The organism is Kocuria oxytropis, assembly GCF_040981195.1.
GTDB lineage: Bacteria > Actinomycetota > Actinomycetes > Actinomycetales > Micrococcaceae > Kocuria > Kocuria oxytropis.
On the sequence record NZ_JAVFXA010000012.1, the window covers coordinates 66,009 to 89,639 of the forward strand.

Genomic DNA, 23,631 nt, shown 5'->3' on the forward strand with positions numbered 1-23,631 from the left:
CGGGGGTGCGCCGCGGGGCGCGGCTCAGAGCAGCGAGCGCAGGATGCGGGCGACCCCGTCCTCGTAGACGGTGTGCGTCACCTCGTGGCACGCGGCCGCGACCTCGTCCGGGGACTGGCCCATGGCCACGCCGCGGGCGGCCCAGTCGAGCATCTCGATGTCGTTGCGGCCGTCGCCGACCGCCACCGTGTGGGAAGGGTCCACGCCCAGCCGGCGGCGCACCTGCTCGAGCGCGCTGGCCTTGGAGACGCCGTTGGCGGCGATGTCGAGCCAGGCGCTCCAGCCGACCGAGTAGGTCACCCCGTGCAGCCCCGCCTCGTCGATCGCCAGGGCGAACTCCTCGGGGGTGTGCTCGGTGCTGTACACCACCATCCGCACGGCCTTCATCCGGGCCAGCTCGTGCAGGTCCACGCCGATCGCCTCGATGCCGAAGGACGCGTCCTGGAAGCGCTCCGTGGAGTAGAAGGACCCGTCCTCGGTCTCGAGGGCGAACTTCGCCGTGGGCAGGCGCTGCTCCAGGGCCTCGAGGGCCTGGCCGGGGTCGAAGGAGACGCACTCCAGCACCCGGTGGTACGCGGGCAGCTCCGGGTCCAGCTCGAGGGTCATCCCCCCGTTGGAGCACACGGCGTAGCCGCGCTCCTGGCCGATGAGCTCCACCACGGGCAGGGTGGCCCCCTTGGAGCGCCCGGTGGAGATGACCACGTGGTGGCCGGCCTCGAGCACGGCCTGGGCCGCCTCGCGCACCGGGCGGGACATGTGGCCGTCGTGGTCGACGAGGGTGCCGTCGACGTCGAGGGCCACGAGGTAGCGGACGCCCGCCTCCTTCCGCCACCCGTTCGAGCGGGGCGGCTGGACCTTGAGCGGGATCCGGACGTCGGCGGCGGAGCGCGCGGGCGCGGTGGTGCCGCCGGCGGTGTCGCTGAGGTCCTCCGAGTGCTCGACCTTCAGCGGGACGGTGGAGTTGATGCCGACGAGTTCGTGCTGGTCCTCGGTGCCAGCGGTCTTTTCTTTTGTCATGCGGGACATGGTGCCACACCACACCGACAGGATGGCCGAGATTTCGATGCGAGATGAACGGGAGCCGAACGCCGTCCGGCGGCTCAGCGACGGACGGGGATGACCTCCTGGCCGCGCAGGTACGGCCGCAGCGCCTCGGGGACGCGCACCGAGCCGTCGGCCTGCTGGTGGGTCTCCAGGATGGCGGCCAGCCACCGGGTCGTGGCCAGGGTCCCGTTGAGGGTGGCCACGGTGCGGGTGCCGCCCTTGCGGAGCGTGCCGGCGGCGTCCGTGGTCTCCGGCAGCCGCTCGCGGATGTTGAGCCGCCGCGCCTGGTAGGTGGTGCAGTTCGAGGTGGAGGTCAGCTCCCGGTACTTGCCCTGGGTGGGCACCCACGCCTCGCAGTCGAACTTGCGGGCGGCGGAGGTGCCGAGGTCCCCGGCGGCGGTGTCGATCACGCGGTAGGCGAGCTCGCACTTGGCGAGCATCTCCTCCTCCCACGCGAGCAGCCGCGCGTGCTCGGCCTCCGCGTCCTCCGGGGAGCAGTAGACGAACATCTCGAGCTTGTTGAACTGGTGCACGCGGATGATGCCCCGGGTGTCCTTGCCCCCGGAGCCGGCCTCGCGGCGGTAGCAGGAGGACCAGCCGGCGTAGCGCAGCGGCCCCGCGGAGAGGTCGAGGATCTCGTCGGCGTGGAACCCGGCGAGGGGCACCTCGGAGGTCCCCACCAGGTACAGCTCGTCCTTGCCCACGTGGTAGATCTCGTCCGAGTGCGCGACGTCGAAGCCCGTGCCGCTCATGATCTCGGGGCGCACCAGGTTCGGGGTGGTCATCGGGACGAACCCGTTGTCCACGGCCTGGTCCTGGCCCATGAGCAGCAGGGCGGTCTCGAGCCGGGCGACGTCCCGCTTGAGGAAGTAGAACCGGGCACCGGAGACCTTGGAGCCGCGCTCCATGTCGATGCCGTCCACCAGCTCCCCGATCTCGAGGTGGTCCCGCGGCTCGAACCCCTCGGCGGCGAAGTCGCGGGGCTCCCCGACCGTGCGGAGCAGGACGAAGTCGTCCTCGCCGCCCGTGGGGACGCCCTCGAGAACGAGGTTGTCCACGACCGCCAGGAGCTCGTCCTGCCGGGAGCGGGCGGTCTCGGACGCGGCCTGCGCCTCCTTGACCCGGGCCGCCAGCTCCTTCACCTCGGCGAGCAGGGCCTGCTTCTCCTCGCCCCGGGCGCGGGCGACCTGCTTGCCGAAGGCGTTCTGCTCGGCCCGCAGGGACTCGTAGTCGGTGATCAGCCGGCGGCGCTCGACGTCGGCCTCCAGGATCCGGTCGATCAGGGAGACGTCCGCCCCGCGGGCACGCTGGGAGGCGCGGAAGTCGTCGGGGTTCTCACGGAGCTGGTTGATGTCGATCACCCTGACAGGGTACCCAAGTCCCCGCGAGGCGCCCGGGTTAGGGTGGAGGCCCGCCGCGATCCGCCCGGTGCCCCGGGCCCGCGGCACCGCGCCGGGGTCCACCGCCCCCGCGCACGGTGCCACCGGTCCCCCGCGCCGCAGAACCGAGGAGTCCTTCCGTGACCGCCACTCCAGTGGCCCCCAAACGGGTCGCCGTCGTCATCAACCCCATCAAGGCCGATGCGGACGTCGCCCGCGACGCGGTCATCATCGGCTGCCGCAAGGGCGGGTTCCCGGACCCGGTGTTCTTCGAGACCGCGGAGGACGACCCCGGCACCGCCATGACCCGGCGGGCCCTCGAGCAGGACGTGGACCTGATCGTCGCCGCCGGCGGTGACGGCACGGTCCGGGCGGTCGCGGAGGCCCTGATCGGCAGCGACACCCCGCTGGGCCTCATCCCGCTGGGCACCGGCAACCTCCTGGCCCGCAACCTGGGCGCCGACCTCGGCGATCCGCACCGCAACGTGGACATCGCGCTCTTCGGCGCCGAGCGGGCCATCGACATGGCCACGTTCCGCGTGGAGCTCCACGACGGGACGGTGCGGGACCACGCCTTCTGCGTGATGGGCGGGGCCGGTTTCGACGCCCAGATCATGACGGACACCCGGGACGAGCTGAAGAAGCTGGTCGGGTGGGCCGCCTACGGGGAGGCCGGCGTCCGGCACCTGATCGCGCCCCCGCGGTGGGCCCGCTTCCGGATCGACGACGGCGAGTGGCAGAGCCGCCGGGTGCGCTCCGTGATGGCCGCCAACTGCGGCATCCTCACGGCGGGCCTGATCCTGGTGCCGCAGGCGAAGATCAACGACGGCCTGCTGGACCTCGTGGTGATGTCCCCGCGCAGCACGCTGGAGTGGGCGCTGATGGCCGCCAAGGTCGTGTTCCGGCAGCGGCGCGACCTGCCCGTGATCGAGTTCTTCGCCGCGAAGAAGGTGCGCGTGGAGTTCCACGAGCCCATCGAGTCCCAGATGGACGGGGACGGCACGGGGCTGATCAACGGGTTCGAGTCCGAGATCCTGCCGGGCGCGCTCTCCGTGCGGGTGCCGCCCACGCAGGGCGACTGACGCCCGGGGCGACACAGCACAGCGGCACGGCAGCGGTACGGCGGCGGTACGCCGGCGGCCTGCGGGCGGTCCGTGCTCGGGCCGGGCAGGGCGTCAGTCCGCGGGACCGGGCCTGCGGCTCAGCCCCGCCACGAACGCCCCCACGAGCCCGAGCACGGCCAGGCCCACGGCCAGCAGCGGTCCCCGGCCGCGGTCGGTGAGCGCGGGGCCGGGCTCCGGGACCACCCGGGAGGCCGGCACGAGGTCGAGGGCGTCGGCGGCCCGCGGGTCGCCGACGACGGGGCCCGGCCCGACCTCGGCGCGGACCACCGGGGCCGGCTCGGGCGGCGCGGACGCCGCCGCGGACGCCGCCGCGGGCGGGGCGGCGAGCGCACAGGCCAGCAGGGCCGGGGCGGCGGCGAGGGCGAGGCGGCGGGCGGCGGGAGCGGGCATGGTGGCACCTCCGGTCGGGCTCGGTCCCGACCCGGGGGGTCGATCGACACCGGCTGAAGATCGCGGGCACGGACGCGCCCGCACCCCCATGGTGCATGCATTCGCAATTGCTAACAAGCGGGGGCGCGGTGCACGACGCCCCGTTACGCGGGTCCCGTCCCGCCCGCGGCGGAAGGCCCGGCCGCGGCGGAGGGCCCGGCCGGGGCGCGGGGATCCCGTCCCTGCAGGGCCGCGACCCAGGCCTCCGCCTCGCGGAACGCGCCGTCGGAGTGCTGCCGGGCGACGGTCGCCACCTTGTGGTCGGCCCGCGGGTAGGAGCCGAGGAAGCGCGTGCTGGGGCAGACCCGGCGCAGCCCCTCGAGGGCGTCGGCCACGCGGGCGTCGAGGATGTGGCCGTCCACGTCCACGCTGAAGAAGTACTCCCCGAGGAAGTTGCCGGTGGGCCGGGACTCGATCCGCGAGAGGTTGACCCCGCGGGTGGCGAACTGCTCGAGGATCTCCATCAGGGCCCCGGCCCGGTCCTCCCACAGCGGGATGACGAGGGTGGTGCGGTCCGCGCCCGTGCGCGGCGGCAGCGGCGCCCCGGGCCGGGCGACGAGCACGAAGCGGGTGACCGCTGCCCTGTTGTCCCCGATGTCCTCCGCCAGCACCGCGAGTTCGGGGTGCTGCTCGACGACCACGGGCGAGCAGACCGCGGCGTCGAAGCCGGCGGTCCGCGCCGGGCCCTCCTGCTCCCCCGGCGCCCCGGGGAGCAGGGCGAGCGCCGCCGCCGCCGTGGAGGACGCCGGGACGTAGCCGACGCCCGGCAGCCGCTCGTCCATCCAGCCCCGCACCTGGGCCCAGGCGTGGGAGTGCGTGGAGACGGTGCGGACGTCGGCGAGCGCCGTGCCCGGCGGGGCCACGAGCACGAAGCTGATGGGCACGAGCGCCTCCCGGACGATGCGCAGCTCGCTGCCGGTGGCCACGGCGTCGAGGGTCGCGGTCACCCCGCCCTCCACGGAGTTCTCGATGGGCACCATGGCGGCGTCGACGTCGCCGGACCGGACGGCGGCGAGGGCCACGGGCACGGAGGACACGGGGACGCGCTCGGCCTCCCGGGCGCCCTCGACCCCCAGCAGCGCCGCCTCCGTGAAGGTGCCGGCCGGCCCCAGGTAGGCGTACCTCAACGGACGGTCGGGGTCTCGCCCGTCTCGGACACCATGGGCTTCTCGGCGTCCATCCACGCCCCCATGCCGCCCAGGACGTTGACGGGGTCGAAGCCGTACTGCTGCAGGTAGGCCGTGGCCTTGAGCGAGCGGCCCCCGGAGCGGCAGATCACGTACACGTCCTCGTCCACGGGCACCTCGCCGTAGCGCTCCGGGAGCTGCCGGAGCGGGATGTGCTGGGCGCCGGCGATGTGCCCGGCCTCCCACTCCTCGTCCTCGCGCACGTCCAGGATGCGTGCGCCCTCGGGGATCTCCTCCACCGGGGCGCTGGGCAGGCTGTTCAGGTTGTCCATCGTCCGGGTCCTCTCTCTTGCGGCTGTCTGGCGGCCAACGGCTCTCTCGGGACCAGCCTAGTGCGCACCGCACCGGCGGCTCCCGGACGGGGTCGGCCCGGCACCCGACCGTGGCACCCCGGACGGGCGGCGAACGGGGCGCCCCGGTGCCGGGACGCGGGGCCGAGGCGCCCCGGGCGGCGCAGGTCTGTCAGGGAGCACACAGAATCGAAACAATGCCTGTATAAATTGTGCCCTCGCCGCCGGGAGTGCCGCGCGGCAGGTCCGACCGGGCACGCCCTGCCCGGCGCCCTCGACAGAAGGAACCACGCCCATGAGCACCAACGAATCCCGGGGCGCGACGCCGCTCGCCCCGGACCGCGAGGACCACGGCTTCAAGAAGGTCCTCGGCCGCCTCGACGCGATCGCCCTCGGCTTCGGCGCCATGATCGGCTTCGGCTGGGTCATCCTCACCGGCGAGTGGCTCGCCGAGGCCGGGACCATGGGCGCCGTGCTGGCCCTCGTCACCGGCGGGCTCATCATGGCCGTCGTGGGGCTCGTCTACGGCGAGCTCGTCGCCGCCATGCCGTACGCCGGCGGGGAGCACAACTACCTCATGCGCGGCATGGGCGCGCGCTGGGCGTTCGTGGGCTCCTGGGCCATCACGGGCGGCTACATCACCATCGTGGCCTTCGAGGCCGTGGCGGTGCCGCGCACCGCGCAGTACATCTTCCCCGGCCTGAGCCAGATCCCGCTGTGGACGGTGGCCGGCTTCGAGGTGAACCTGACCTGGGCGCTGGTGGGGGCCCTGACCGCCGTGCTCATCACCGGGATCAACATCCGGGGCGTCAAGCACGCCTCCGTGGTGCAGATCTTCGTGATCCTCTTCCTGCTGATCGTGGGGCTCATGATGCTCTTCGGCGCCTTCACCGAGGGCTCCGCGGCCACCATGGAGCCGTTCTTCACGCCCGGGACCGCCGGCTTCTTCCTCGTGCTCGTGACCGTGCCGTTCCTGTTCGTCGGCTTCGACGTCATCCCCCAGGTCTCCGAGGAGATGCACCTGCCGCCCAAGAAGCTCGGCGGCACCATCATCATCTCGGTGCTGCTCGCCGCCGCCTGGTACGTGATGGTCGTGCTCACCACCTCGGCGTCCATGTCCGCCGGGGAGCTCGCCGGCGCGGACATCGCCGTGGCCGACGCCATGGGCTCGGTCTTCGACAGCACGGTCGTGGCCAACCTGCTCATCGCCGGCGGTCTCGCCGGCATCCTGACCTCCTGGAACTCGCTCCTCATGGGTGCCTCCCGCCTGCTGTGGGCGCTCGGCAACTCCCGGATGGTGCCGCGGTGGTTCGGGCGCCTGCACCCGAAGTACGGCACCCCGGCCAACGCCCTGCTCTTCGTGGGCGCCGTGTCCTTCGTGGCGCCGTTCTTCGGCGCGGAGATGCTCGGCTGGCTCGTGGACTCCGGGTCCCCGTCCATCGTGATCGCCTACGCCCTGGTCTCCGTGGTCTTCGTGATCCTGCGCCGGCGCGAGCCCGGCATGGAGCGCCCCTTCCGGATCGGCGGCCGCCGCCACGGCGGCACCGCGATCGGCGTGCTCTCCGTGGTCCTGTGCCTGGCTCTCATCAGCCTCTACCTGCCCGGGATGCCCGCGTTCCTGAGCGCCCCCGCCTGGACGATCTTCGGGCTGTGGTGGCTGCTCGGGCTCGTGTTCCTGCTCCGGATCCCCACCGGGATCCGGCCGGGCGCCGACGCCGAGCACCGGCTCGTCGCCGAGGTGGAGCGCCGCCGGCAGCAGGCCTGAGCCGGTCGCGGCGCCGGGAACCTCTGCCCTAGGCTGTCCCCGGCGCGCCGCCGACGAGGCCGTCGCAGAGGAGGACTGCCCATGGTCACGGTCGCCCAGGTGCTCGGCCTCCCCGGGCTGGGACTGGAGCCCGTCGTGGAGGCGGCCACCGATCTGCCCGTGAGCTGGGTGGTGACCAGCGAGCTCGCCGACCCCACCCCGTACCTCGAGGGCGGCGAGATCCTGCTGCTGACCGGCATCCACACCTCCGCCCGCGAGCACTCCTGGACGGAGTACGTCGGCCGCCTCACGGACCGGGGCGTGGTGGCGCTGGGCTTCGGCGTGGGCGGACGGCTGTCCCACCTCCGCGTGCCGGACGCCCTCGCCGCCGCGTGCCGGGACGCCGGAATGACCCTGTTCCGGGTACCCGAGCGCACGCCCTTCCTGGGCATCATCCGCGCCGCGGCCGAGATGCGGGCGGCCGAGGCGCGCACCGCCCTCGAGACGATGCTCTCGGAGCAGCGGAGCCTGACGCGGGCGGCCGTGGGGCGCGACGGCCCGGCCCGCGTGGTCCGCACGCTGGTGGCGGTGCTCGGCGGCGGATGGGCGGGCGTGTGCACAGCAGACGCCCGGATCGTGGAGCGCTCCGGTCCCGGGATGCCCGAGCTGCCCTCGGGCCGGACGCTCCCCGACCTCCTCGACCGGCTGCGTCCGGCCGGGCTGCGCGGGTCCCTGAGCGAGTCCGGCCCGGCGGGCGCGGTGGTCGTCCACCCCCTCGGGGTGGACGACGCCCCCCGGAGCTACCTCGTGGTGTCCCTGCCCGACGCGTTCGATCCCGTCCGGACCGGCGTGATCGCCACCGCGGTGGCCCTGCTCTCGCTGCACGCGGAGCGTGCCGCGGAGCAGGCGCTGTTCCGCCGCCGGGTCCGGGCGGGGGCCCTCGCCCTCCTGCTCAACGGCGAGGTGCGCTCGGCGGACGCGCTGCTGGAGGTGGCGGACGACACGACGTGGTCGACGGCCGCGCGGGTGCGGGTGGCCCGCCTGCTGGGCGGCGCCGAGGAGCTCCGGGACGGCGTGCGACGGCTCGAGGCGCACACCGCCCGTGGCACGCGACCCGTGCTCGTCGGGGCGCCGGCCACGGAGCCGTCCGGGCAGCAGACCGCCGCGGTGCTGCTCGAGGACCTCCCGGAGCGGCTGGCCGAGGTGCGCGCCGCCGCCGAGGCCTCAGGGCTGCGGGCCGGCATCGGCGGCCCGTCGGACGTGCACGAGACGCACGCGAGCGACCGGGAGGCCCGCGAGGCCCTGGAGCGCACGACGGACCGCCAGCGCGTCGGCACGTGGGACGACCTCGTGGCGGGCGGCGTCGCCGGCCTGCTGCCCCCGGAGGCAGCCCGGGCGTGGGCCCGGCAGCTGCTGCGCCCCGTCGACCGGGCCGGGCGGCTGGCCCTGCTGCGCACGTTCCTCGCGCACAACGGCAACCGGAGCGGAACCGCCGAAGCCCTGGGGATCCACCGCAACACCCTGCAGCAGCGGCTGCAGGACATCGAGGAGGTCCTCGGCCGGTCCGTGGACGATCCGCAGCTGCGCGCGGAGCTGTGGATCGCCCTGCGCCTCCATGAACGGTCCGACCGGCCGGCTCCGTGATCCGCCGCCGGGATTTCCGGTGCAGCATGCACAACGACCCCGCGAAGATTCAGCATCCTGCTGGGTGCCTGCGGGGCTAGCCTGGAGCTGTCGAGGGACCGCGGCGGCCTTCGGCACCGACTCCACCCCGGCTCGACGTCGCACGGTGACGGCTCCCCACGGAGAGGCCGGCCCGGAGTCCTACGATGGACGGGCGGGCCCAGTGCTGTCGCCCGCCCGTCCGACGACCCCCTTGACGCAGCGAAGCGGCACCGGTGCCCGGTGGCGTCGCCGCGTCGACGAAGAGAGGCTGATACATGAGCACCACGGACAAGGCCCCCGCGGCCCCCGGCATCCAGGAGCGCATCGAGGCGGTCCTGGCCAAGACCCCGACCGGACTGCTGATCGGCGGCCAGTGGCGCGACGCCTCGGACGGGGGCACCTTCGAGGTGGAGAACCCCGCCACCGGCGAGGTGCTCGCGACCATGGCCTCGGCCACCCGCGAGGACTCCCAGGCCGCGATGGACGCCGCCGCCGACGCCCAGGAGTCCTGGGCCCGGACCCCGGCCCGGGAGCGCTCGGAGATCCTGCGGCGCGCCTTCGACCTCGTGCAGGAGCGCGCCGAGGACCTCGCCCTGCTGATGACCCTGGAGATGGGCAAGCCGCTGGCCGAGGCCGCCGGGGAGGTCAAGTACGGCGGGGAGTTCCTGCGCTGGTTCGCCGAGGAGGCCGTGCGCGACTACGGCCGCTACATGGACACCCCCGAGGGCAACCTGCGGATGCTGGTCACCCACAAGCCCGTGGGCCCGTGCCTGCTGATCACCCCGTGGAACTTCCCGCTGGCGATGGCCACCCGCAAGGTCGCCCCGGCCGTGGCCGCCGGGTGCACCATGGTGCTCAAGCCGGCGCGCCTGACCCCGCTGACCTCCCAGTACTTCGCCCAGCTCATGCTGGACGCGGGCCTGCCCGCCGGTGTGCTCAACGTGGTCTCCTCGAAGTCCGCCTCCGCGGTCTCCGAGCCGATCATGGCCGACCCGCGGCTGCGGAAGGTCTCCTTCACCGGCTCCACCCCGGTGGGCAAGCAGCTGATGAAGCTGGCCACGGACAACGTGCTGCGCACCTCCATGGAGCTCGGCGGCAACGGCCCGCTGATCGTCTTCGAGGACGCCGACATCGACAAGGCCGTGGCCGGGGCGATGGCCGCGAAGATGCGCAACATGGGTGAGGCCTGCACGGCCGCCAACCGCCTGCTCGTGCACGAGTCGGTCGTCGACGAGTTCGTCGAGAAGCTCGCCGCGAAGATGTCCGCGCTGACCGTGGGCAACGGTGTCGAGGACGGGGTCACCGTGGGCCCGATGGTCGAGGCCAAGGCCCGGGACTCCGTGGAGGAGTTCGTCGACGACGCCGTCGAGCGCGGGGCGAAGGTCGTGGTCGGCGGCAAGCGCGTGGACGGGCCCGGCTACTTCTTCCAGCCCACCCTGCTGCGCGACGTCCCCCGTGATGCCCGGGCGGTGACCGAGGAGATCTTCGGCCCCGTCGCCCCGGTCGTCACCTTCGCCGACGAGGACGAGGCCGTGGCCCTGGCCAACGCCACCGAGTACGGGCTGGCCTCCTACGTGTTCACCGAGAACATCTCCCGCGGCCTGCGCATCGGCGACCGCATCGAGTTCGGCCTGATGGGTCTCAACGTGGGGGTGATCTCCAACGCCGCTGCCCCCTTCGGCGGGGTCAAGCAGTCCGGCCTGGGCCGCGAGGGCGGCGCCGAGGGCCTCCACGAGTACACCACCACCCAGTACATCGGCGTGGAGAACCCCTGGAGCAACGTCCCGGTGCCCGGCGCCGGGACCCCCGCCTGAGGTCCTGACCCGCGTCCCCTCCCGGGACGGCGGTCGCCGCAGGCAGCTGCGGCGACCGCCGTCCCGCACCGGCGTGCGCCCGCTCCACGCCGCCGGCCACCCCTCCCCCGGCAGAGCCGGCTCCGCCCCGTTGCGTCCCCGCACCGCTCGTTCCCGCACCGTTCCATCCAGCACCGCCCCTTCGCCGCACCGCTCGTTCCCGTCCGCTGCAGCGTCCTCTCCGCGTTCCTTTTCCCTCTCTTCCCTTCCCCTCTCTGCCCTTCCGCACCGAAAGGAGATCTCGTCATGACCGAGATCCAGTACCGCCTCGAGCAGGTCCGCCGCATCGAGGGGGCCCTCCCGGGCCCGGCGTCCCGCGAGCTGGCCGAACGGCGTGCCGCGGCCGTGGCCTCCGGCGTCGCCTCCTCCGTGCCCGCCTACGCCGCCGACGTCGACGGCGGGATCGTGCTCGACGTCGACGGCAACCAGCTCGTCGACCTCGGCTCCGGCATCGCCGTGACCACCGTGGGCGCCTCCGCCCCCGCCGTGGTCGCCAGGGTGCAGGAGGCCGTGGCGCGCTTCACGCACACCTGCTTCATGGTCACCCCCTACGAGGGCTACGTGGCCGTCGCGGAGAAGCTCGCCGAGCTCTCCCCCGGCGACCACCCGAAGAAGGCGGCGCTGTTCAACTCCGGCTCCGAGGCCGTCGAGAACGCCGTAAAGATCTCCCGCGTGCACACCGGCCGCCAGGCCGTCGTCGTGTTCGACCACGCCTACCACGGCCGCACCAACATGACCCTGGCGATGACCGCGAAGGTGATGCCCTACAAGCAGGGCTTCGGCCCGTTCGCCGGCGAGGTCTACCGCGTGCCCGTGTCCTACCCGTTCCGGGACCCGGAGGGCATGACGGGCGCCGAGGCCGCCCGCCGCGCGCTGCTCCAGGTGGAGAAGCAGGTCGGCGCGCAGAACGTGGCCGCCGTCGTGATCGAGCCCATCCAGGGCGAGGGCGGGTTCATCGTGCCCGCCGACGGCTTCCTGCCCGCGCTCTCCGAGTGGTGCACCGACAACGGCGCCGTGTTCGTCGTCGACGAGGTGCAGTCCGGCATCGCGCGCACCGGCGAGTGGTTCGCCGTGGACCACGAGGGCGTCGTCCCCGACCTGATCACGGTGGCCAAGGGCGTGGCCGGCGGCATGCCGCTGTCCGGTGTGGTCGGCCGCGCCGAGATCATGGACGCCGTGCACGCCGGCGGCCTCGGCGGCACCTACGGCGGCAACCCCGTGGCCTGCGCCGCCGCCCTGGGCGCGCTGGAGACGATCGAGGAGTGGGACCTGGTCTCCCGCGCCCGCCGGGTCGAGGAGATCATCCGCGAGGAACTGGCCCCGGTGGCCGAGGAGACCGGCACCGTCGGCGAGATCCGTGGCCGCGGGGCCATGATGGCCCTCGAGTTCGTCCGCCCCGGCGGCACGGAGCCGGACGCCGACGCCGCGAAGGCGATCGCCGCGGAGTGCCTCGCCCAGGGCGTCATCATCCTGACCTGCGGCACCTTCGGCAACATCGTGCGCCTGCTGCCCCCGCTCGTCATCGGCGAGGAGCTGCTGCGCGACGGCCTGCGGGTCCTCGCGCAGGCCGTCCGCAACGCGGCGGCCTAGACCGGATCGAGGGGTCCCGTTCAGCGTTCCTCTCTCGCCGAGGAGTCTCGTTCAGCACCCTCCTCCCGCCGAGGGGTCTCGTTCAGCACCCTCCTCCCGCCGAGGGGTCTCGTTCAGCATCCCCGTCCGCCGAGGAGTCCCGTTCAGCGCTCCTCTTTCGCCGAGGAGTCTCGTTCAGCACCCCCTCTCGCCGAGGAGTCTCGTTCGCACGGTCAGTCAGTCACATTCCGTCCGAACGGGCCTCCTCAGAGCGGCGGGCCGCCGATCGCGACCCTTCGGCGCAGCGGGCCGCCGATCGCGACCCCTCGGCGCAGCGGGCCGCCGATCGCGACCCTTCGGCGCAGCGGGCCGCCGGTCGCGACCCCTCGGCACGGCAGGCCGCCGATCGCGACCCCTCGCCGCGCGCACCGCGGCTCGACCCGTCACAGGCGGTGCGCGATCCCCATGGCCTCCCACACCAGAGCGACCGCCACCGGCACCCGGCCCCGCGTCGTCGTCGCGTGCCGGTGCAGGTCCTGAGCGCAGATCCGGAGCTCCCGCCACCCCGCCGACTCCGTGGCCCGCAACCGCCCGATGTCCAGCACTCGCTGCTCCGCCCGGTCGTGGTGGGCACCCTCGTACTGCAGGCTCAGCCGGTGGCTCTCCAGCGCGAGGTCGGGCTGCGCCAGGAGCGTCCCGTCGGGTCCCAGCAGAGGATGGTCGAGCACCAGGCTCCGGATCCCGTGGTCCTCGAGCAGCAGCCGCAGCCGTGTCTCGCCGGGCGAGTCGGACCCCACCCGCATCCGCTCCAGCGCGGCGCGGGCCGTACGGATGCCGCGCCGCCCGGCGTGTTGCCGCAGTCCGGCTTCGAGCTCGTCCGGTCGGCACACCGCGGCCACGGCCCGGCGGATCCCGTAGCGGTGGGCGTTGACCAGTCCGTCGGCGAGCACCACTGCCTCCGTGACCGTGAGCTCGGCGCAGACGTCCACGAACGTGCGCACCGGTGACGTGACGGCCACCCCGTGGACGCTGATCACCTCGTGCGGACCGAGGCGTCCCCTCCGGCAGACGACGCCGGGCCGCCTCAGCGCCCTCGAGTTGTCGGCGCGCGTGAGCCACAGCTCCGAGTCCTGCTGCCAGTGGGCAGGAACCCGCATCCGGTGGAGCAGCGCCGCGGAGCGGTGGCTGAGCACCGTCCCCGGATACCGGCGGGTCAGTGCCCGTGCCGCTTCCAGCAGAGGAGCGGGACAGCCGGCGGGGACCCGCACTCCCCTGCCGACGGGACTGGTGAGGTCGGCGTCCCGGAGCCGGTGCTCCGCGACGCCCAGTGCGAGGGCCTCCTGACGTGAGAAGCCGATTCCACGGAGCTCGGGCGGCAAGGGTCCGGGGTGTCTCATGCCGAGAGCATGACCGCCGTGGACGGGCGGAGGACGGCGCGAGCACGCGGAGTGGTGCGGTGCTGTCCCCCGGACCGACATCGCGCCCCGGTGGAGTGCGGTTGCGCTGCCCGGCATCCTGCGGCCCCTCCACGGCGAGGGGCGGATTCTGCACGTCGCCGTCACCGGCGGGTCGCTGCCGGACCCTTCCGGCCCCTGTTTTCCACCGAACGCGACCCCTCGCGAGCCGCGAGTGCCGAACGCGAGCCCTCACGCGAGCCGGGAGTGCCGGATGCGACCCCTCGCGAGCCGGGAGTGCGGGACGCGAGCTCTCGGCACGGTGGGCGGTCAGCCGGAGCAGCGCTCCTGCAGGCCCCTGACCTCCTGCACCACGCTGATGAAGGAGCGCTCGCCCTGGCGGAAGCCGGCGACGGCCTCTCGGACCGAGGTGAGCTGCCCGGACAGCTCGTCCGGGGCGGTGGCCGCGAGCTCGTCGACCTCGGTGAACAGCCCGGCGGGATCGTCCCGCAGCTGCTGCGGCGCGGTGCGCACGGTCTCGAGCACGCGGGCGCACGTCTCCTGGACGGTGGCCGAGGAGGCCCCGCCGGAGGCCGTGGGGGCGCTCGCCGCGGCGGACGCCGTCGCCTCCGGCCCGCTGTCGGCCGCGGTGTCCCCGTCGGAGGATGAGGCTGAGCAGCCGGCGAGGGCCAGGAGCAGGACGGACGCCGTCGCCGCGCGGATCGCCGCGGGACGGGACGCACTGGCGGTGGGCACGGGGGTCTCCTGCGGGTCGGGGAAGGTCGGGGCATGTCGGGAAGCGGGGCGTGCGGGCACGTCCGGACAGCCGCCAGCCTACTAGCCTGGGCACAGCACCCGGCGGACCCGCGCGGGTGCCGCCCGACCCCTCGGAGGAGCTGCCGTGAGCTCGATCGGAGACCTCAGCGCCGTGCAGCTGCGGGACGCGCTCGCGGCCGGGGAGCTGACCGCGGTGGAGACCGCCGAGCACTTCCTGGCCCGGATCGACCGGCACAACCCGGCGCTGGGGGCCTTCGTGCACGTCGCCGCGGACCTCGCGCTGGCCCGGGCGCGGGCCCTCGACACGCTGCCGGCCGGAGCCGAACGCGGGCCGCTGCACGGCGTGCCGCTCGCGCTGAAGGACCTGCACGACGTCGCGGGGATGCCCACCGGCTACGGTTCCGCCGCCGTCGCCGGCCCGGGCGGGAACCCGCCCCTGGCGGAGACCGACGACGACCTCGCGGCCGTGCTGCGCGCGTCCGGCGCCGTGCTCCTGGGCAAGACCCAGGTGCCCGAGTTCGGCCTCAACTGCTACTCCGAGAACCTCGTGGCCCCGCCCGCCCGGAACCCGCACGCCCCGGCCACGGGGGCCGGCGGCTCCTCCGGCGGGCAGGCGGCGGCCGTGGCGGCCGGCCTGCTGCCCGTGGCGCCGGGCTCCGACGGCGGGGGCTCGGTGCGGATCCCGGCGGCGGCGTGCGGGCTGGTCGGGCTCAAGCCCAACCGCGGCCGGGTGCCGACCGCCGACGCCCAGTCGGACGCCGCCCAGCTGGTGGTGCACGGTCCGCTGGCCCGCACCGCCGAGGACGCGGCCCTGCTGCTCGACGTGCTGTGCTCCCCCGCGCCCGGTCCGGCGCACGGCAACGTGGTGCGGCGGGCCGTCCGGGCCGCCCCGCAGGGGTCGTTCCTGGAGACGGTGCGCGCGGCCCGGCGCGGCCGGCTCCCGTGGGGGGACCGGCCGCTGCGGATCGGTGTGAGCACTGCCTCTCCGTTCGACTCCGTCCAGGACATCGAGGTCTCCGCGGAGGCCCGCGCCGGACTCGAGGCCGGCGTCGCCGCGCTGCGGGCCGCCGGGCACGAGGTCGGGCCGGCCCGGCTCTCCTACGATCCCGAGTACCCGGAGGCGTTCTTCGACGTGTGGACCACCGCGATGGGCACCGCGCCCCTCGACGCGGAGCAGGCCGGGCGGCTGACCGGGCTCGCGGGGGAGTTCCGGGCCCGCGCCCTGCGCCGGTCGGCGGTCGAGCTGGCCCGGGCCGTGACCGTCCTGCGCCGGGTGGAGCAGGAGGTCGTGCAGGCGTACGGCGCCTGGGACATGGTGCTGACGCCCGCGCTGGCCATGACCCCGCGTCCGCTGGGCTGGTACTGGGAGGGCTACGACCTGGCGGACCCCGCGGGCGCGGACCAGGACTACCGGCGCCAGTGCGCGTACACGCCGTGGACCTCGCTCGTGAACGTCGTGGGCCTCCCCGCGGTGACCGTCCCCACGCTGTGGACCCGCGCGGCGGGCGACGACGACGGGCCGGTGGTGCCCATGGGCGTCCAGCTCGTGGGCCGGCCGAGCGCGGAGGCGCAGCTGCTCGCCGTCGTCGCCCAGCTCGAGGACGGGGCCCTGCCCGGCTCCCGCCCCGCGCGCCGGGGTGCCGGGGCCCCGGGACCCTAGGAGTGGCCCAGGGCCGCCTCCCCGTCGTCGTCCGGGTCGGTGGCCGCCGCGGGGTCCTCCTCCGGCTCGAACCCGGTCGCGTTCTCGTCGGCCGTCAGCCCGACGCCCTGCGCGTTGTCCGGGACGGTGCCCTCCGGTCCCTTGCCCGAGCCCTCGGTCGTCTCGTCGGGTGCGTTGCTCATGGTGTCGGTCCCCTTCGTCCGGTCCTGCCGTGGCTGGTGTCCTCATCCTGGCCCACCGGCCGCGATTCCTCCAGCCCCCGCCTGTGCCCCGCCCGTCCGGCACGCCCGGCGGGGCACAGGCGGGCGGGGCACAGGCGGGCGGGCACGGGCGGGCGACGCACGGGCGGGCGCGCGGGGCACGAAACCTGGCGACCCGATTCGCGTGCCAGTCCCCACGGGCCCGCCGCCCGGCGGTAGGTTGGGCGCCATGACCAACCGTGCGGGCACCGTCGCCCTCCCCAGTGACCTCGTCGACCTCGGCTCGCTCCTCGACGCCTACACCGACGTCATCCCCGACCCGTCCGACCCGGACCAGCGCGTGGCCTTCGGCACGTCCGGGCACCGGGGCTCGTCGCTCAAGGCCTCGTTCAACGAGCAGCACATCGCGGCGATCACCCAGGCCATCGTGGAGTACCGGGCCGGCCAGCGGATCACGGGGCCGCTGTTCATGGGCAAGGACACCCACGCCCTGTCCGGGCCCGCCCAGGACACCGCGCTGGAGGTGCTGGCCGCCAACGACGTGACCGTCCTGCTGGACTCCCGGGACGGCTACGTGCCCACCCCGGCGCTGTCCCACGCGATCCTCACCCACAACGCGGGGCGGGCGGAGGGGATGGCGGACGGCATCGTGATCACCCCGTCCCACAACCCGCCCTCGGACGGCGGCTTCAAGTACAACCCGCCCAACGGCGGCCCCGCGGACACCGACGCGACCGAGTGGATCGCCCAGCGCGCCAACCAGTTCCTCGAGAACGGCATGGCGGGGGTCCGCCGGGTGCCCCTGGCGCAGGCGCGGGCCGCCGGGACCACCGGCGGCTACGACTTCCTCGAGGAGTACGTGCGGACGCTGCCCGAGGTCGTGGACCTCGACGTGATCCGCGACTCCGGGCTGCACATCGGCGCCGACCCCATGGGCTCCGCCTCCGTGGCGTACTGGGGCGAGATCGCCCAGCGCTTCGGGCTGAACATGACCGTGGTGAACCCCGAGGTGGACCCCCAGTGGGCGTTCATGACCCTCGACTGGGACGAGAAGATCCGGATGGACTGCTCCTCCCCCGCCGCCATGGCCTCCCTCATCGGCAACCGGGACCGCTACGACATCGCCACGGGCAATGACGCCGACACGGACCGCCACGGCATCGTGACCCCGGACGCGGGGCTGATGAACCCCAACCACTACCTGGCGGTGGCCATCGACTACCTCTTCCGCGAGCGCACCGGCTGGTCCCCGGAGGCCGGGGTCGGCAAGACGCTGGTGTCCTCCTCGATCATCGACCGGGTGGCGGCGTCCCTGGGCCGCGAGCTGGTCGAGGTGCCGGTGGGCTTCAAGTGGTTCGTGCCCGGGCTGATGGACGGCTCGATCGGCTTCGGCGGCGAGGAGTCCGCGGGCGCGTCCTTCCTGCGCCGGGACGGCTCCGTGTGGTCCACCGACAAGGACGGGATCATCCTGGCGCTGCTGGCGGCGGAGATCACGGCGCGCACCGGGAAGACCCCGTCCCAGCGCTACGCGGAGCTCACCCAGCAGTTCGGCGACCCCGTCTACCAGCGCATCGACGCCCCGGCGGACCGGGCGCAGAAGGCGGCCCTGAAGAAGCTCTCCCCCGCCCAGGTCGAGGCGGACACCCTGGCCGGCGAGCAGATCACGGCGAAGCTGACCAACGCCCCCGGCAACGGCGCGGCGATCGGCGGGCTGAAGGTCACCACGAAGAACGCGTGGTTCGCGGCCCGGCCCTCCGGCACGGAGGACGTCTACAAGATCTACGCCGAGTCCTTCCTCGGCGAGGAGCACCTGAAGCAGGTCCAGCAGGAGGCCAAGGCCCTCGTGGACGACGTCATCTCCTGACGGGGCCCGGGGGCGGTCCGGGCCGGTCCCGCGGCCGGACCCAGACCGCCTCCGCGGCCAGGACGTCGACCTCGACGACGTCCCCGTCCAGCACCACGGGCACCGCGCGGACCCCGGGCTCGCCGAGCACGAGCTCCGCGCCGGGCCGGATGCCGGCGGCCCCGAGCCGGCGCAGCACGGCCGGGTCCGCGTCCGAGACGCGGGCCACGACCACGGGGCTGCCCGGGGGGACGTCGGCCAGGAGCACGGCCGGGGCGGACGGCACGGTGCCGTCCCGCCGCGGGATCGGGTCCCCGTGCGGGTCCCGCTCCGGATGGCCGAGCATCGCCTCCAGCCGCGCGACGAACTTCTCGCTCACGGCGTGCTCGAGCACCTCGGCCTCCTCGTGCACCTCGTCCCACCCGTAGCCCAGGCGGCCGGTGAGGAACGTCTCGAGGACCCGGTGCCGCCGGACCATCTGGACGGCGACCTCCCGGCCCCGGTCCGTGAGGACGATCCCGCCGTGGGCCGGGCGGCTCAGCAGGCCCTGGGCCGTAAGCTTCTTGACGGCCTCCGACACGGTGGACGGGGAGAGCCCCAGCCGCTGGGCCAGCCCGGTGGTGGTCACGGCCTCCGGGGACCACTCCTGGGCCAGCCAGACGGTCTTCAGGCAGTCCTGGACGGACCGGTTCAGCTCTTCCGCACGCACGGGCCCAGCGTACCGGCCGCGGGCCCGCGTCACGGCCCGGGCGCGGAAGGACGCGCATTGTCCCCGCGACGACACGCCGTGGCCATCCGACCCGCCGGTCGGAGTGAATGTGACGAAGGATGACGCGTTCCGCGACGCCCGGGGGACGGGAGCCTAGCCTGGGGAACAGAGCCCGGGCGGCCCGTCCGCCACCGCTGACAGGAAGGTACCCCATGTCTCTCCACCTGCTCGAGATCGTCCCCGCCTCCGCGTCCAAGGACGCCGTGAGCGGGCTCATCGCCACGGTCTCCGAGGCCGTCGCCGCCGCCGGCGCCGAGTTCATCGAGTCCCAGGTCACCGCCGACCACGGCCGGGTGTTCGTGATCGTCGAGGCCGACTCCGACGAGGGGCTCGCCGAGACGGTGCGCGCCGCCGCCGGGGACGCCGCCGCGGAGGTGACCGGCCCCGACGCCGTGCGCCTCGTCGGCGCCGAACTCGATGACATCAAGAAGCTCAAGGGCGACGCCCAGTACCTCGTGGAGTGGGACATCCCCGCGGAGATCACGATGGAGCAGTACCTGGCCCGCAAGAAGGCCAACTCCCCGAAGTACGCCGAGGTCCCCGAGGTCTCCTTCCTGCGCACCTACGTGCGCGAGGACACCGCCAAGTGCCTGTGCTTCTACAACGCCCCCGACGAGGCGGCCGTCGAGCGCGCCCGCCAGGCCGTCGGCACCCCCTTCGACCGGCTCTTCAAGCTCAACGTCTGAGCGGCCCCGGCACCCCGCAGGACGGCGGCCCCCGCGCCCCGGGGGCCGCCGTCCCGCGTCCCGCCCCGTCCCGGCCCGCCGCACGGCCCGGCCCCGCCCGCACGTCCCGGCAGAACGGACACCCATGACCCAGTCCACCCGCTCCCCGTCCACGTCCGGCGGGCCGGCGCCCGAGAGCCGGCCGCTGCTGGCCCCGCTCGCCGACTACCCGGACCACGAGTTCGTCCGCCGCACCGCCGCGGCGCGGGCCCGCGACGTCGACACGGCGGCCGCCTCCCCGTTCGAGACCCTGCGCGAGCTCGGCGCCCGCGGGCTGTTGGACCTCGGCCTGACCGGGTCGCTGGCCCCCCAGGCCGCCGTCGTCTTCGACCTCGCCACCGAGTGCACCGCCACGGCGTTCTCCCTGTGGGCGCACCGGGCGACCGTCGAGTACCTCGCCGCCACCGGGACGGAGATCCCCCAGGAGGTGCGCTCCGGGGCCGTGCCCGGGTGCTCGGCGATGGCGCCGGCGTTCAAGGACGCGGCCGGCATCGGGGAGATCCCCGTGACCCTCACCGAGGGCGCCGCGGGCCCGGTCCTCAACGGCACCGTGCCGTGGGCCTCCAACCTCTACCCCGAGGGCATCGTGGTGCTGCCCGCCGTGCGGTCGGACGGCTCGCGCGCGGTGCTGCGGACCCGGGTCTCGGCCCCCGGGGTGACGGTGCGGCTGCTCGAGAACCTGATGGCGCTCGACGCGACCGCCTCGGGCGTGCTGGTGCTCGAGGACGTGCCCGTCGACCTCGACGAGGACCTGCTGAGCGAGGACCTCCCGTCCTTCCTCGCCGCCGTCCGGGGCCCCTTCCTGCTGCTGCAGAGCGCGTTCTGCCTCGGCCTCGCGGCCGCCGCGCTGACGGCCGCCCACGAGGCCCTGCAGGGCGTGGCCGAGGTGTTCCGGGAGGAGCTCGAGGAGGCGACCGCCGAGTTCGTCCGGTTGCGCGCCGGGCTGCTGCGCCTGGCGGAGACGCCCCGCGAGGCCGCCCCCCGCGAGCTGTTCTCCCTCCGGCTGGACGCCGCGCTGCTCACGGGCCGTGCCACCCGGATCGAGGGGAAGGTCGTGGGCGGGCGCGGCTACGCCATGTCCTCCCCCACGGCCCGCCGGGCCCGCGAGGCCGCGTTCCTGCCCGTGCAGTCCCCCACGGAAGGTCACCTGCGGTGGGTGCTGCAGAACCTGGCCTGAGCCGCGCGGCCTCCCCCGCACGGCCGGCGCTCACCGTCCGCGGGCTGCGCAAGAGCTATCCGGGCGCCGCCGCTCCCGCCCTGGACGGGGTGGACCTGACCCTGCGCAGCGGCGAGACCTTCGCGGTGCTGGGCCCCAGCGGCTCCGGGAAGTCCACCCTGCTGCGGGCCATCGCCGGGCTCGAGCCCCTGGACGGCGGCAGCATCGAGTTCGGCCGGCCCGACGAGCGCTTCGCCGTCGTCTTCCAGGACCCCGGGCTGTTCCCCTGGCTGTCGGTGCGCCGGAACATCGCCCTCGGCGGGCGCTACCGGCGCAACCGCGACCGCTTCGACGACGCCCGCGTGGACGACCTGCTGGAGATCCTCGGCCTCGACCGGCTCGCGCACACCCCCGTCCAGGAGCTCTCCGGCGGGCAGGCCCAGCGCGTGTCGGTGGGCCGCGCGCTCGCCGTGCGCCCCGACGTGCTGCTGCTCGACGAGCCGTTCAGCGCCCTGGACCCGGCGACCCGCAAGGACCTGCAGCTGTGGCTGCGCACGCTGGCGACCGAGCTCGAGCTCACGGTCTTCCTCGTGACCCACGACGTCGACGAGGCCATCACCCTCGGCGACCGGATCGGCTTCTTCGCCGGCCCCCGCGGGTTCCGCCGGCAGTGGGTGCCGGCCCAGGGCGGCACGACGGCCGAGCAGATCCTCGCCCACTACCGCGGCAGCGACGACGGCTCCGGGAACTGGGTCATATGAGCGGGATCGGCCCGGACCGGCGGACCCTGCTGCGGGCCGGGGCCGGGGCCGCAGCCCTCACGGGCCTCGGCTGGGGCGCCGGGGCCCTGTACGCGGGGAGCCAGCAGGACGCCCGCGGCCCGGCCGGCACGGACCGCCCCGTGCGGATCGGGTACCTGCCGATCACGGACGCCTCCCCGCTGCTGGTCGCCCACGCCAACGGGTACTACGAGGACGCCGCCGTCCCGGTCGCGGACCCGGTGCTCTTCCGCAGCTGGGCCTCCCTGTCCGAGGCCTTCGTGGCGGGCAAGGTGGACGCGATCCACATGCTCATGCCCATGGCCCTCTACATGCGCTACGGGCTGCGGGCCGACGTCCGGATCACGGCGTGGAACCACATCAACGGGTCCGCGCTCACCGTCCGCCCGGACGTGGCGCGGCTCGAGGACCTCTCCGGGGAGTCCGTGGCGATCCCGGCGTGGTGGTCCGTGCACAACGTGATCGTGCAGAAGATGCTGCGCGAGGCCGGGCTCACCCCGGTGATGCGGGAGGCCCCGTCCGCGCGGCGCCGCACCGTCGCCCTGCTGCCCATGGCGCCGTCCGACATGCTGCCCGCGCTCAACAACGGGGTGATCGGCGGCTACGTGGTCGCCGACCCGTTCAACGCGGCCGCCGAGGCGAGGGACGTGGGGAACATCCACCGGTTCCTCGGCGACGTCTGGCACGACCACGCCTGCTGCGTGACGATGATGCGCGCGGAGCTCATCCGGCACCGTCCCGCCCAGGCCCAGGGGTTCATGGACGCCCTCGTCCGCGCGCAGGCGTGGGCCCGGCAGAACCGCCCCGAGACCGCGGCGCTGCTCTCCGCCGGCTACCTCCCCCAGCCGCGGCCCGTGATCCAGCAGGCCCTGACCTACCACGCGGCCCAGCACCAGGACGCCCTGCACCACCCCGCGTGGAACGGCGAGCGCCTGGACTTCCGCCCGTACCCGTACGCCAGCTTCACCGAGGAGCTGGTGCGCGCCATGCAGGAGACGGTGGTCGACGCGCCGGCGGGATTCCTCGCGGGCCTGGACCCGGCCGCCGCCCACCGCGAGCTCGTGGACGACACGCTCGTGACCCGCAGCATCGAGAAGGTCGGCGGCCTGGGCGTCTTCGGCCTGACCGGCACGACCCGCACCGAGGAGATCGACCCATGAGCGCCGCGCACCGCACCCCGCAGGACGCCCCGGGCAGCCCCACCGACCTGGACGACGTCGCCCCCGCCGGCCCGGGCGGACCGACCCGCCCGTCCGGCTCCGCCCCGGCGCGGCCGCCCCGGCGCAGCGGGTCCCGCTGGGCCGGACCGGCCTGGGGGGTCTTCGGGGTGCTGGTGACGGTCGCCGTGTGGTGGGCGTTCACGCACGCCGCGGCGGGCGCCAGCACGATGATCGCCGCGTTCCAGCCCGAGCGCATGCCCGGGGCCGTGGCCTCGCTGCTCGAGCGGGGCGTGGTGGTCCAGGACGGCCTGACCAGCCTGTGGCGGCTGCTGTGCGGACTCGCCGTCGCCACGGGACTCGGCGTACCCCTGGGGCTGCTCATCGGCTCCTCCCGCCGCTTCCGGTGGACCAGCGCCCCGGTGGTGCAGTTCCTGCGCATGGTCTCCCCGCTGTCCTGGGCGCCGGTGGCCGTGGCGCTGCTGGGGGTCGGCAACGCGCCCGTCGTCTTCCTCGTGGCGGCCGCCGCCGTCTGGCCCATCACCCTGAACACGGCCGCGGGCGTGAAGGCGATGGACCCGCTGCACCTGCGGGTCGCCGAGACCCTCGGGGCCACCCCGGTCGAGCGGCTGCGCACCGTGGTGCTGCCCAGCATCCGGCCGTTCGTCATGACCGGGGTGCGGCTGGCGCTGGGGATCTCGTGGGTGGTCATCGTCCCGGCCGAGATGCTCGGGGTCAGCAGCGGCCTGGGCTACGAGATCCTCAACGCCCGCGACCGGCTGGCCTACGACGAGATGCTCGTGGTCATCCTCGTGATCGGCCTGCTGGGCATGGCCCTGGACCAGCTCGCCCAGTGGGCGCTGCGCGAGCCGGGCCCGCGCCGCTGA

Annotated in this window: 21 protein-coding genes; 12 read left to right on the plus strand and 9 right to left on the minus strand. The window is 74.5% G+C overall.

The window, feature by feature from the left end; translation table 11 throughout:
- Positions 1-24: 24 nt before the first annotated feature.
- Together QYM41_RS12960 and serS are read right to left on the minus strand one after the other, a co-directional pair.
- On the minus strand, positions 25-1,026 hold the full coding sequence (locus QYM41_RS12960; protein ID WP_368800179.1) for an HAD family hydrolase: 1,002 nt from the start codon (positions 1,024-1,026) through the stop codon (positions 25-27).
- 74 nt (positions 1,027-1,100) lie between these two features.
- Positions 1,101-2,405 carry a serine--tRNA ligase gene (gene serS / locus QYM41_RS12965; RefSeq protein ID WP_368800180.1) on the minus strand — a complete coding sequence of 435 codons (1,305 nt, stop codon included), beginning with the start codon at positions 2,403-2,405 and terminating at the stop codon, positions 1,101-1,103.
- A gap of 158 nt (positions 2,406-2,563) precedes the next feature.
- On the opposite strand from serS, the gene QYM41_RS12970 reads away from it, so the two are divergent.
- Positions 2,564-3,505, plus strand: a complete 942-nt coding sequence (locus QYM41_RS12970) for a diacylglycerol/lipid kinase family protein (RefSeq protein ID WP_368800181.1) — start codon at positions 2,564-2,566, stop codon at positions 3,503-3,505.
- 93 nt (positions 3,506-3,598) lie between these two features.
- On the opposite strand, the gene QYM41_RS12975 is transcribed toward QYM41_RS12970, so the two are convergent.
- The 3 genes from QYM41_RS12975 to QYM41_RS12985 form a co-directional block, all read right to left on the minus strand.
- Complete coding sequence (locus QYM41_RS12975; protein WP_368800182.1) at positions 3,599-3,937, minus strand: hypothetical protein; 339 nt, start codon at positions 3,935-3,937, stop codon at positions 3,599-3,601.
- Positions 3,938-4,080: 143 nt separating this feature from the next.
- Positions 4,081-5,103: a prephenate dehydratase gene (gene pheA, locus QYM41_RS12980; RefSeq protein ID WP_368800183.1), complete on the minus strand. Its 1,023-nt coding sequence runs from the start codon at positions 5,101-5,103 to the stop codon at positions 4,081-4,083.
- Positions 5,100-5,435, minus strand: a complete 336-nt coding sequence (locus QYM41_RS12985) for a rhodanese-like domain-containing protein (protein ID WP_368800184.1) — start codon at positions 5,433-5,435, stop codon at positions 5,100-5,102. Before QYM41_RS12985 ends, pheA begins: the two co-directional genes overlap by 4 nt.
- Before the next feature lie 313 nt (positions 5,436-5,748).
- Between QYM41_RS12985 and QYM41_RS12990 the strand changes: the two genes are divergently transcribed.
- The 4 genes from QYM41_RS12990 (at position 5,749) to gabT (ending at position 12,305) form a co-directional block, all read left to right on the plus strand.
- Positions 5,749-7,218 (plus strand): APC family permease, encoded by a 1,470-nt coding sequence (locus tag QYM41_RS12990; RefSeq protein ID WP_368800185.1) that lies wholly within the window; start codon positions 5,749-5,751, stop codon positions 7,216-7,218.
- A gap of 81 nt (positions 7,219-7,299) precedes the next feature.
- The gene (locus QYM41_RS12995; protein WP_368800186.1) at positions 7,300-8,841 is read left to right on the plus strand and encodes a PucR family transcriptional regulator; all 1,542 of its coding nucleotides are present in this window, start codon (positions 7,300-7,302) and stop codon (positions 8,839-8,841) included.
- A 296-nt stretch (positions 8,842-9,137) separates the two neighbouring features.
- A complete protein-coding gene (locus QYM41_RS13000; RefSeq protein WP_368800187.1) occupies positions 9,138-10,676 on the plus strand; it encodes an NAD-dependent succinate-semialdehyde dehydrogenase in 1,539 nt (512 codons plus the stop codon).
- A 285-nt stretch (positions 10,677-10,961) separates the two neighbouring features.
- Positions 10,962-12,305 carry a 4-aminobutyrate--2-oxoglutarate transaminase gene (gene gabT, locus QYM41_RS13005; protein WP_368800188.1) on the plus strand — a complete coding sequence of 448 codons (1,344 nt, stop codon included), beginning with the start codon at positions 10,962-10,964 and terminating at the stop codon, positions 12,303-12,305.
- 422 nt (positions 12,306-12,727) lie between these two features.
- Here gabT and QYM41_RS13010 read toward each other — a convergent pair whose 3' ends face one another.
- Positions 12,728-13,477 (minus strand): putative endonuclease domain-containing protein, encoded by a 750-nt coding sequence (locus tag QYM41_RS13010; protein ID WP_368800189.1) that lies wholly within the window; start codon positions 13,475-13,477, stop codon positions 12,728-12,730.
- A 531-nt stretch (positions 13,478-14,008) separates the two neighbouring features.
- Positions 14,009-14,434 carry a hypothetical protein gene (locus QYM41_RS13015; protein WP_368800190.1) on the minus strand — a complete coding sequence of 142 codons (426 nt, stop codon included), beginning with the start codon at positions 14,432-14,434 and terminating at the stop codon, positions 14,009-14,011.
- A gap of 145 nt (positions 14,435-14,579) precedes the next feature.
- Between QYM41_RS13015 and QYM41_RS13020 the strand changes: the two genes are divergently transcribed.
- A complete protein-coding gene (locus QYM41_RS13020) occupies positions 14,580-16,115 on the plus strand; it encodes an amidase (RefSeq protein ID WP_368800191.1) in 1,536 nt (511 codons plus the stop codon).
- Here the strand turns inward: QYM41_RS13020 and QYM41_RS13025 are convergent.
- Complete coding sequence (locus QYM41_RS13025; RefSeq protein ID WP_368800192.1) at positions 16,112-16,297, minus strand: hypothetical protein; 186 nt, start codon at positions 16,295-16,297, stop codon at positions 16,112-16,114. The genes QYM41_RS13020 and QYM41_RS13025 overlap by 4 nt on opposite strands.
- Before the next feature lie 247 nt (positions 16,298-16,544).
- Here QYM41_RS13025 and pgm point away from each other — a divergent pair, with 247 nt between their 5' ends.
- Complete coding sequence (gene pgm, locus QYM41_RS13030) at positions 16,545-18,179, plus strand: phosphoglucomutase (alpha-D-glucose-1,6-bisphosphate-dependent) (RefSeq protein ID WP_368800193.1); 1,635 nt, start codon at positions 16,545-16,547, stop codon at positions 18,177-18,179.
- Here the strand turns inward: pgm and QYM41_RS13035 are convergent.
- A complete protein-coding gene (locus tag QYM41_RS13035) occupies positions 18,169-18,867 on the minus strand; it encodes a metal-dependent transcriptional regulator (protein WP_368800194.1) in 699 nt (232 codons plus the stop codon). The two genes, pgm and QYM41_RS13035, sit on opposite strands and share 11 nt — an antisense overlap.
- A 212-nt stretch (positions 18,868-19,079) precedes the next feature.
- On the opposite strand from QYM41_RS13035, the gene QYM41_RS13040 reads away from it, so the two are divergent.
- The 5 genes from QYM41_RS13040 (at position 19,080) to QYM41_RS13060 (ending at position 23,631) form a co-directional block, all read left to right on the plus strand.
- Positions 19,080-19,613, plus strand: coding sequence for a DUF4242 domain-containing protein (locus tag QYM41_RS13040; RefSeq protein ID WP_368800195.1), 534 nt, complete (start codon positions 19,080-19,082; stop codon positions 19,611-19,613).
- 124 nt (positions 19,614-19,737) lie between these two features.
- Positions 19,738-20,829, plus strand: a complete 1,092-nt coding sequence (locus QYM41_RS13045) for an acyl-CoA dehydrogenase family protein (RefSeq protein ID WP_368800196.1) — start codon at positions 19,738-19,740, stop codon at positions 20,827-20,829.
- Positions 20,805-21,569, plus strand: coding sequence for an ABC transporter ATP-binding protein (locus QYM41_RS13050; RefSeq protein WP_368800197.1), 765 nt, complete (start codon positions 20,805-20,807; stop codon positions 21,567-21,569). Before QYM41_RS13045 ends, QYM41_RS13050 begins: the two co-directional genes overlap by 25 nt.
- A complete protein-coding gene (locus tag QYM41_RS13055; protein WP_368800198.1) occupies positions 21,566-22,747 on the plus strand; it encodes an ABC transporter substrate-binding protein in 1,182 nt (393 codons plus the stop codon). Before QYM41_RS13050 ends, QYM41_RS13055 begins: the two co-directional genes overlap by 4 nt.
- Positions 22,744-23,631, plus strand: coding sequence for an ABC transporter permease (locus tag QYM41_RS13060; RefSeq protein ID WP_368800199.1), 888 nt, complete (start codon positions 22,744-22,746; stop codon positions 23,629-23,631). Before QYM41_RS13055 ends, QYM41_RS13060 begins: the two co-directional genes overlap by 4 nt.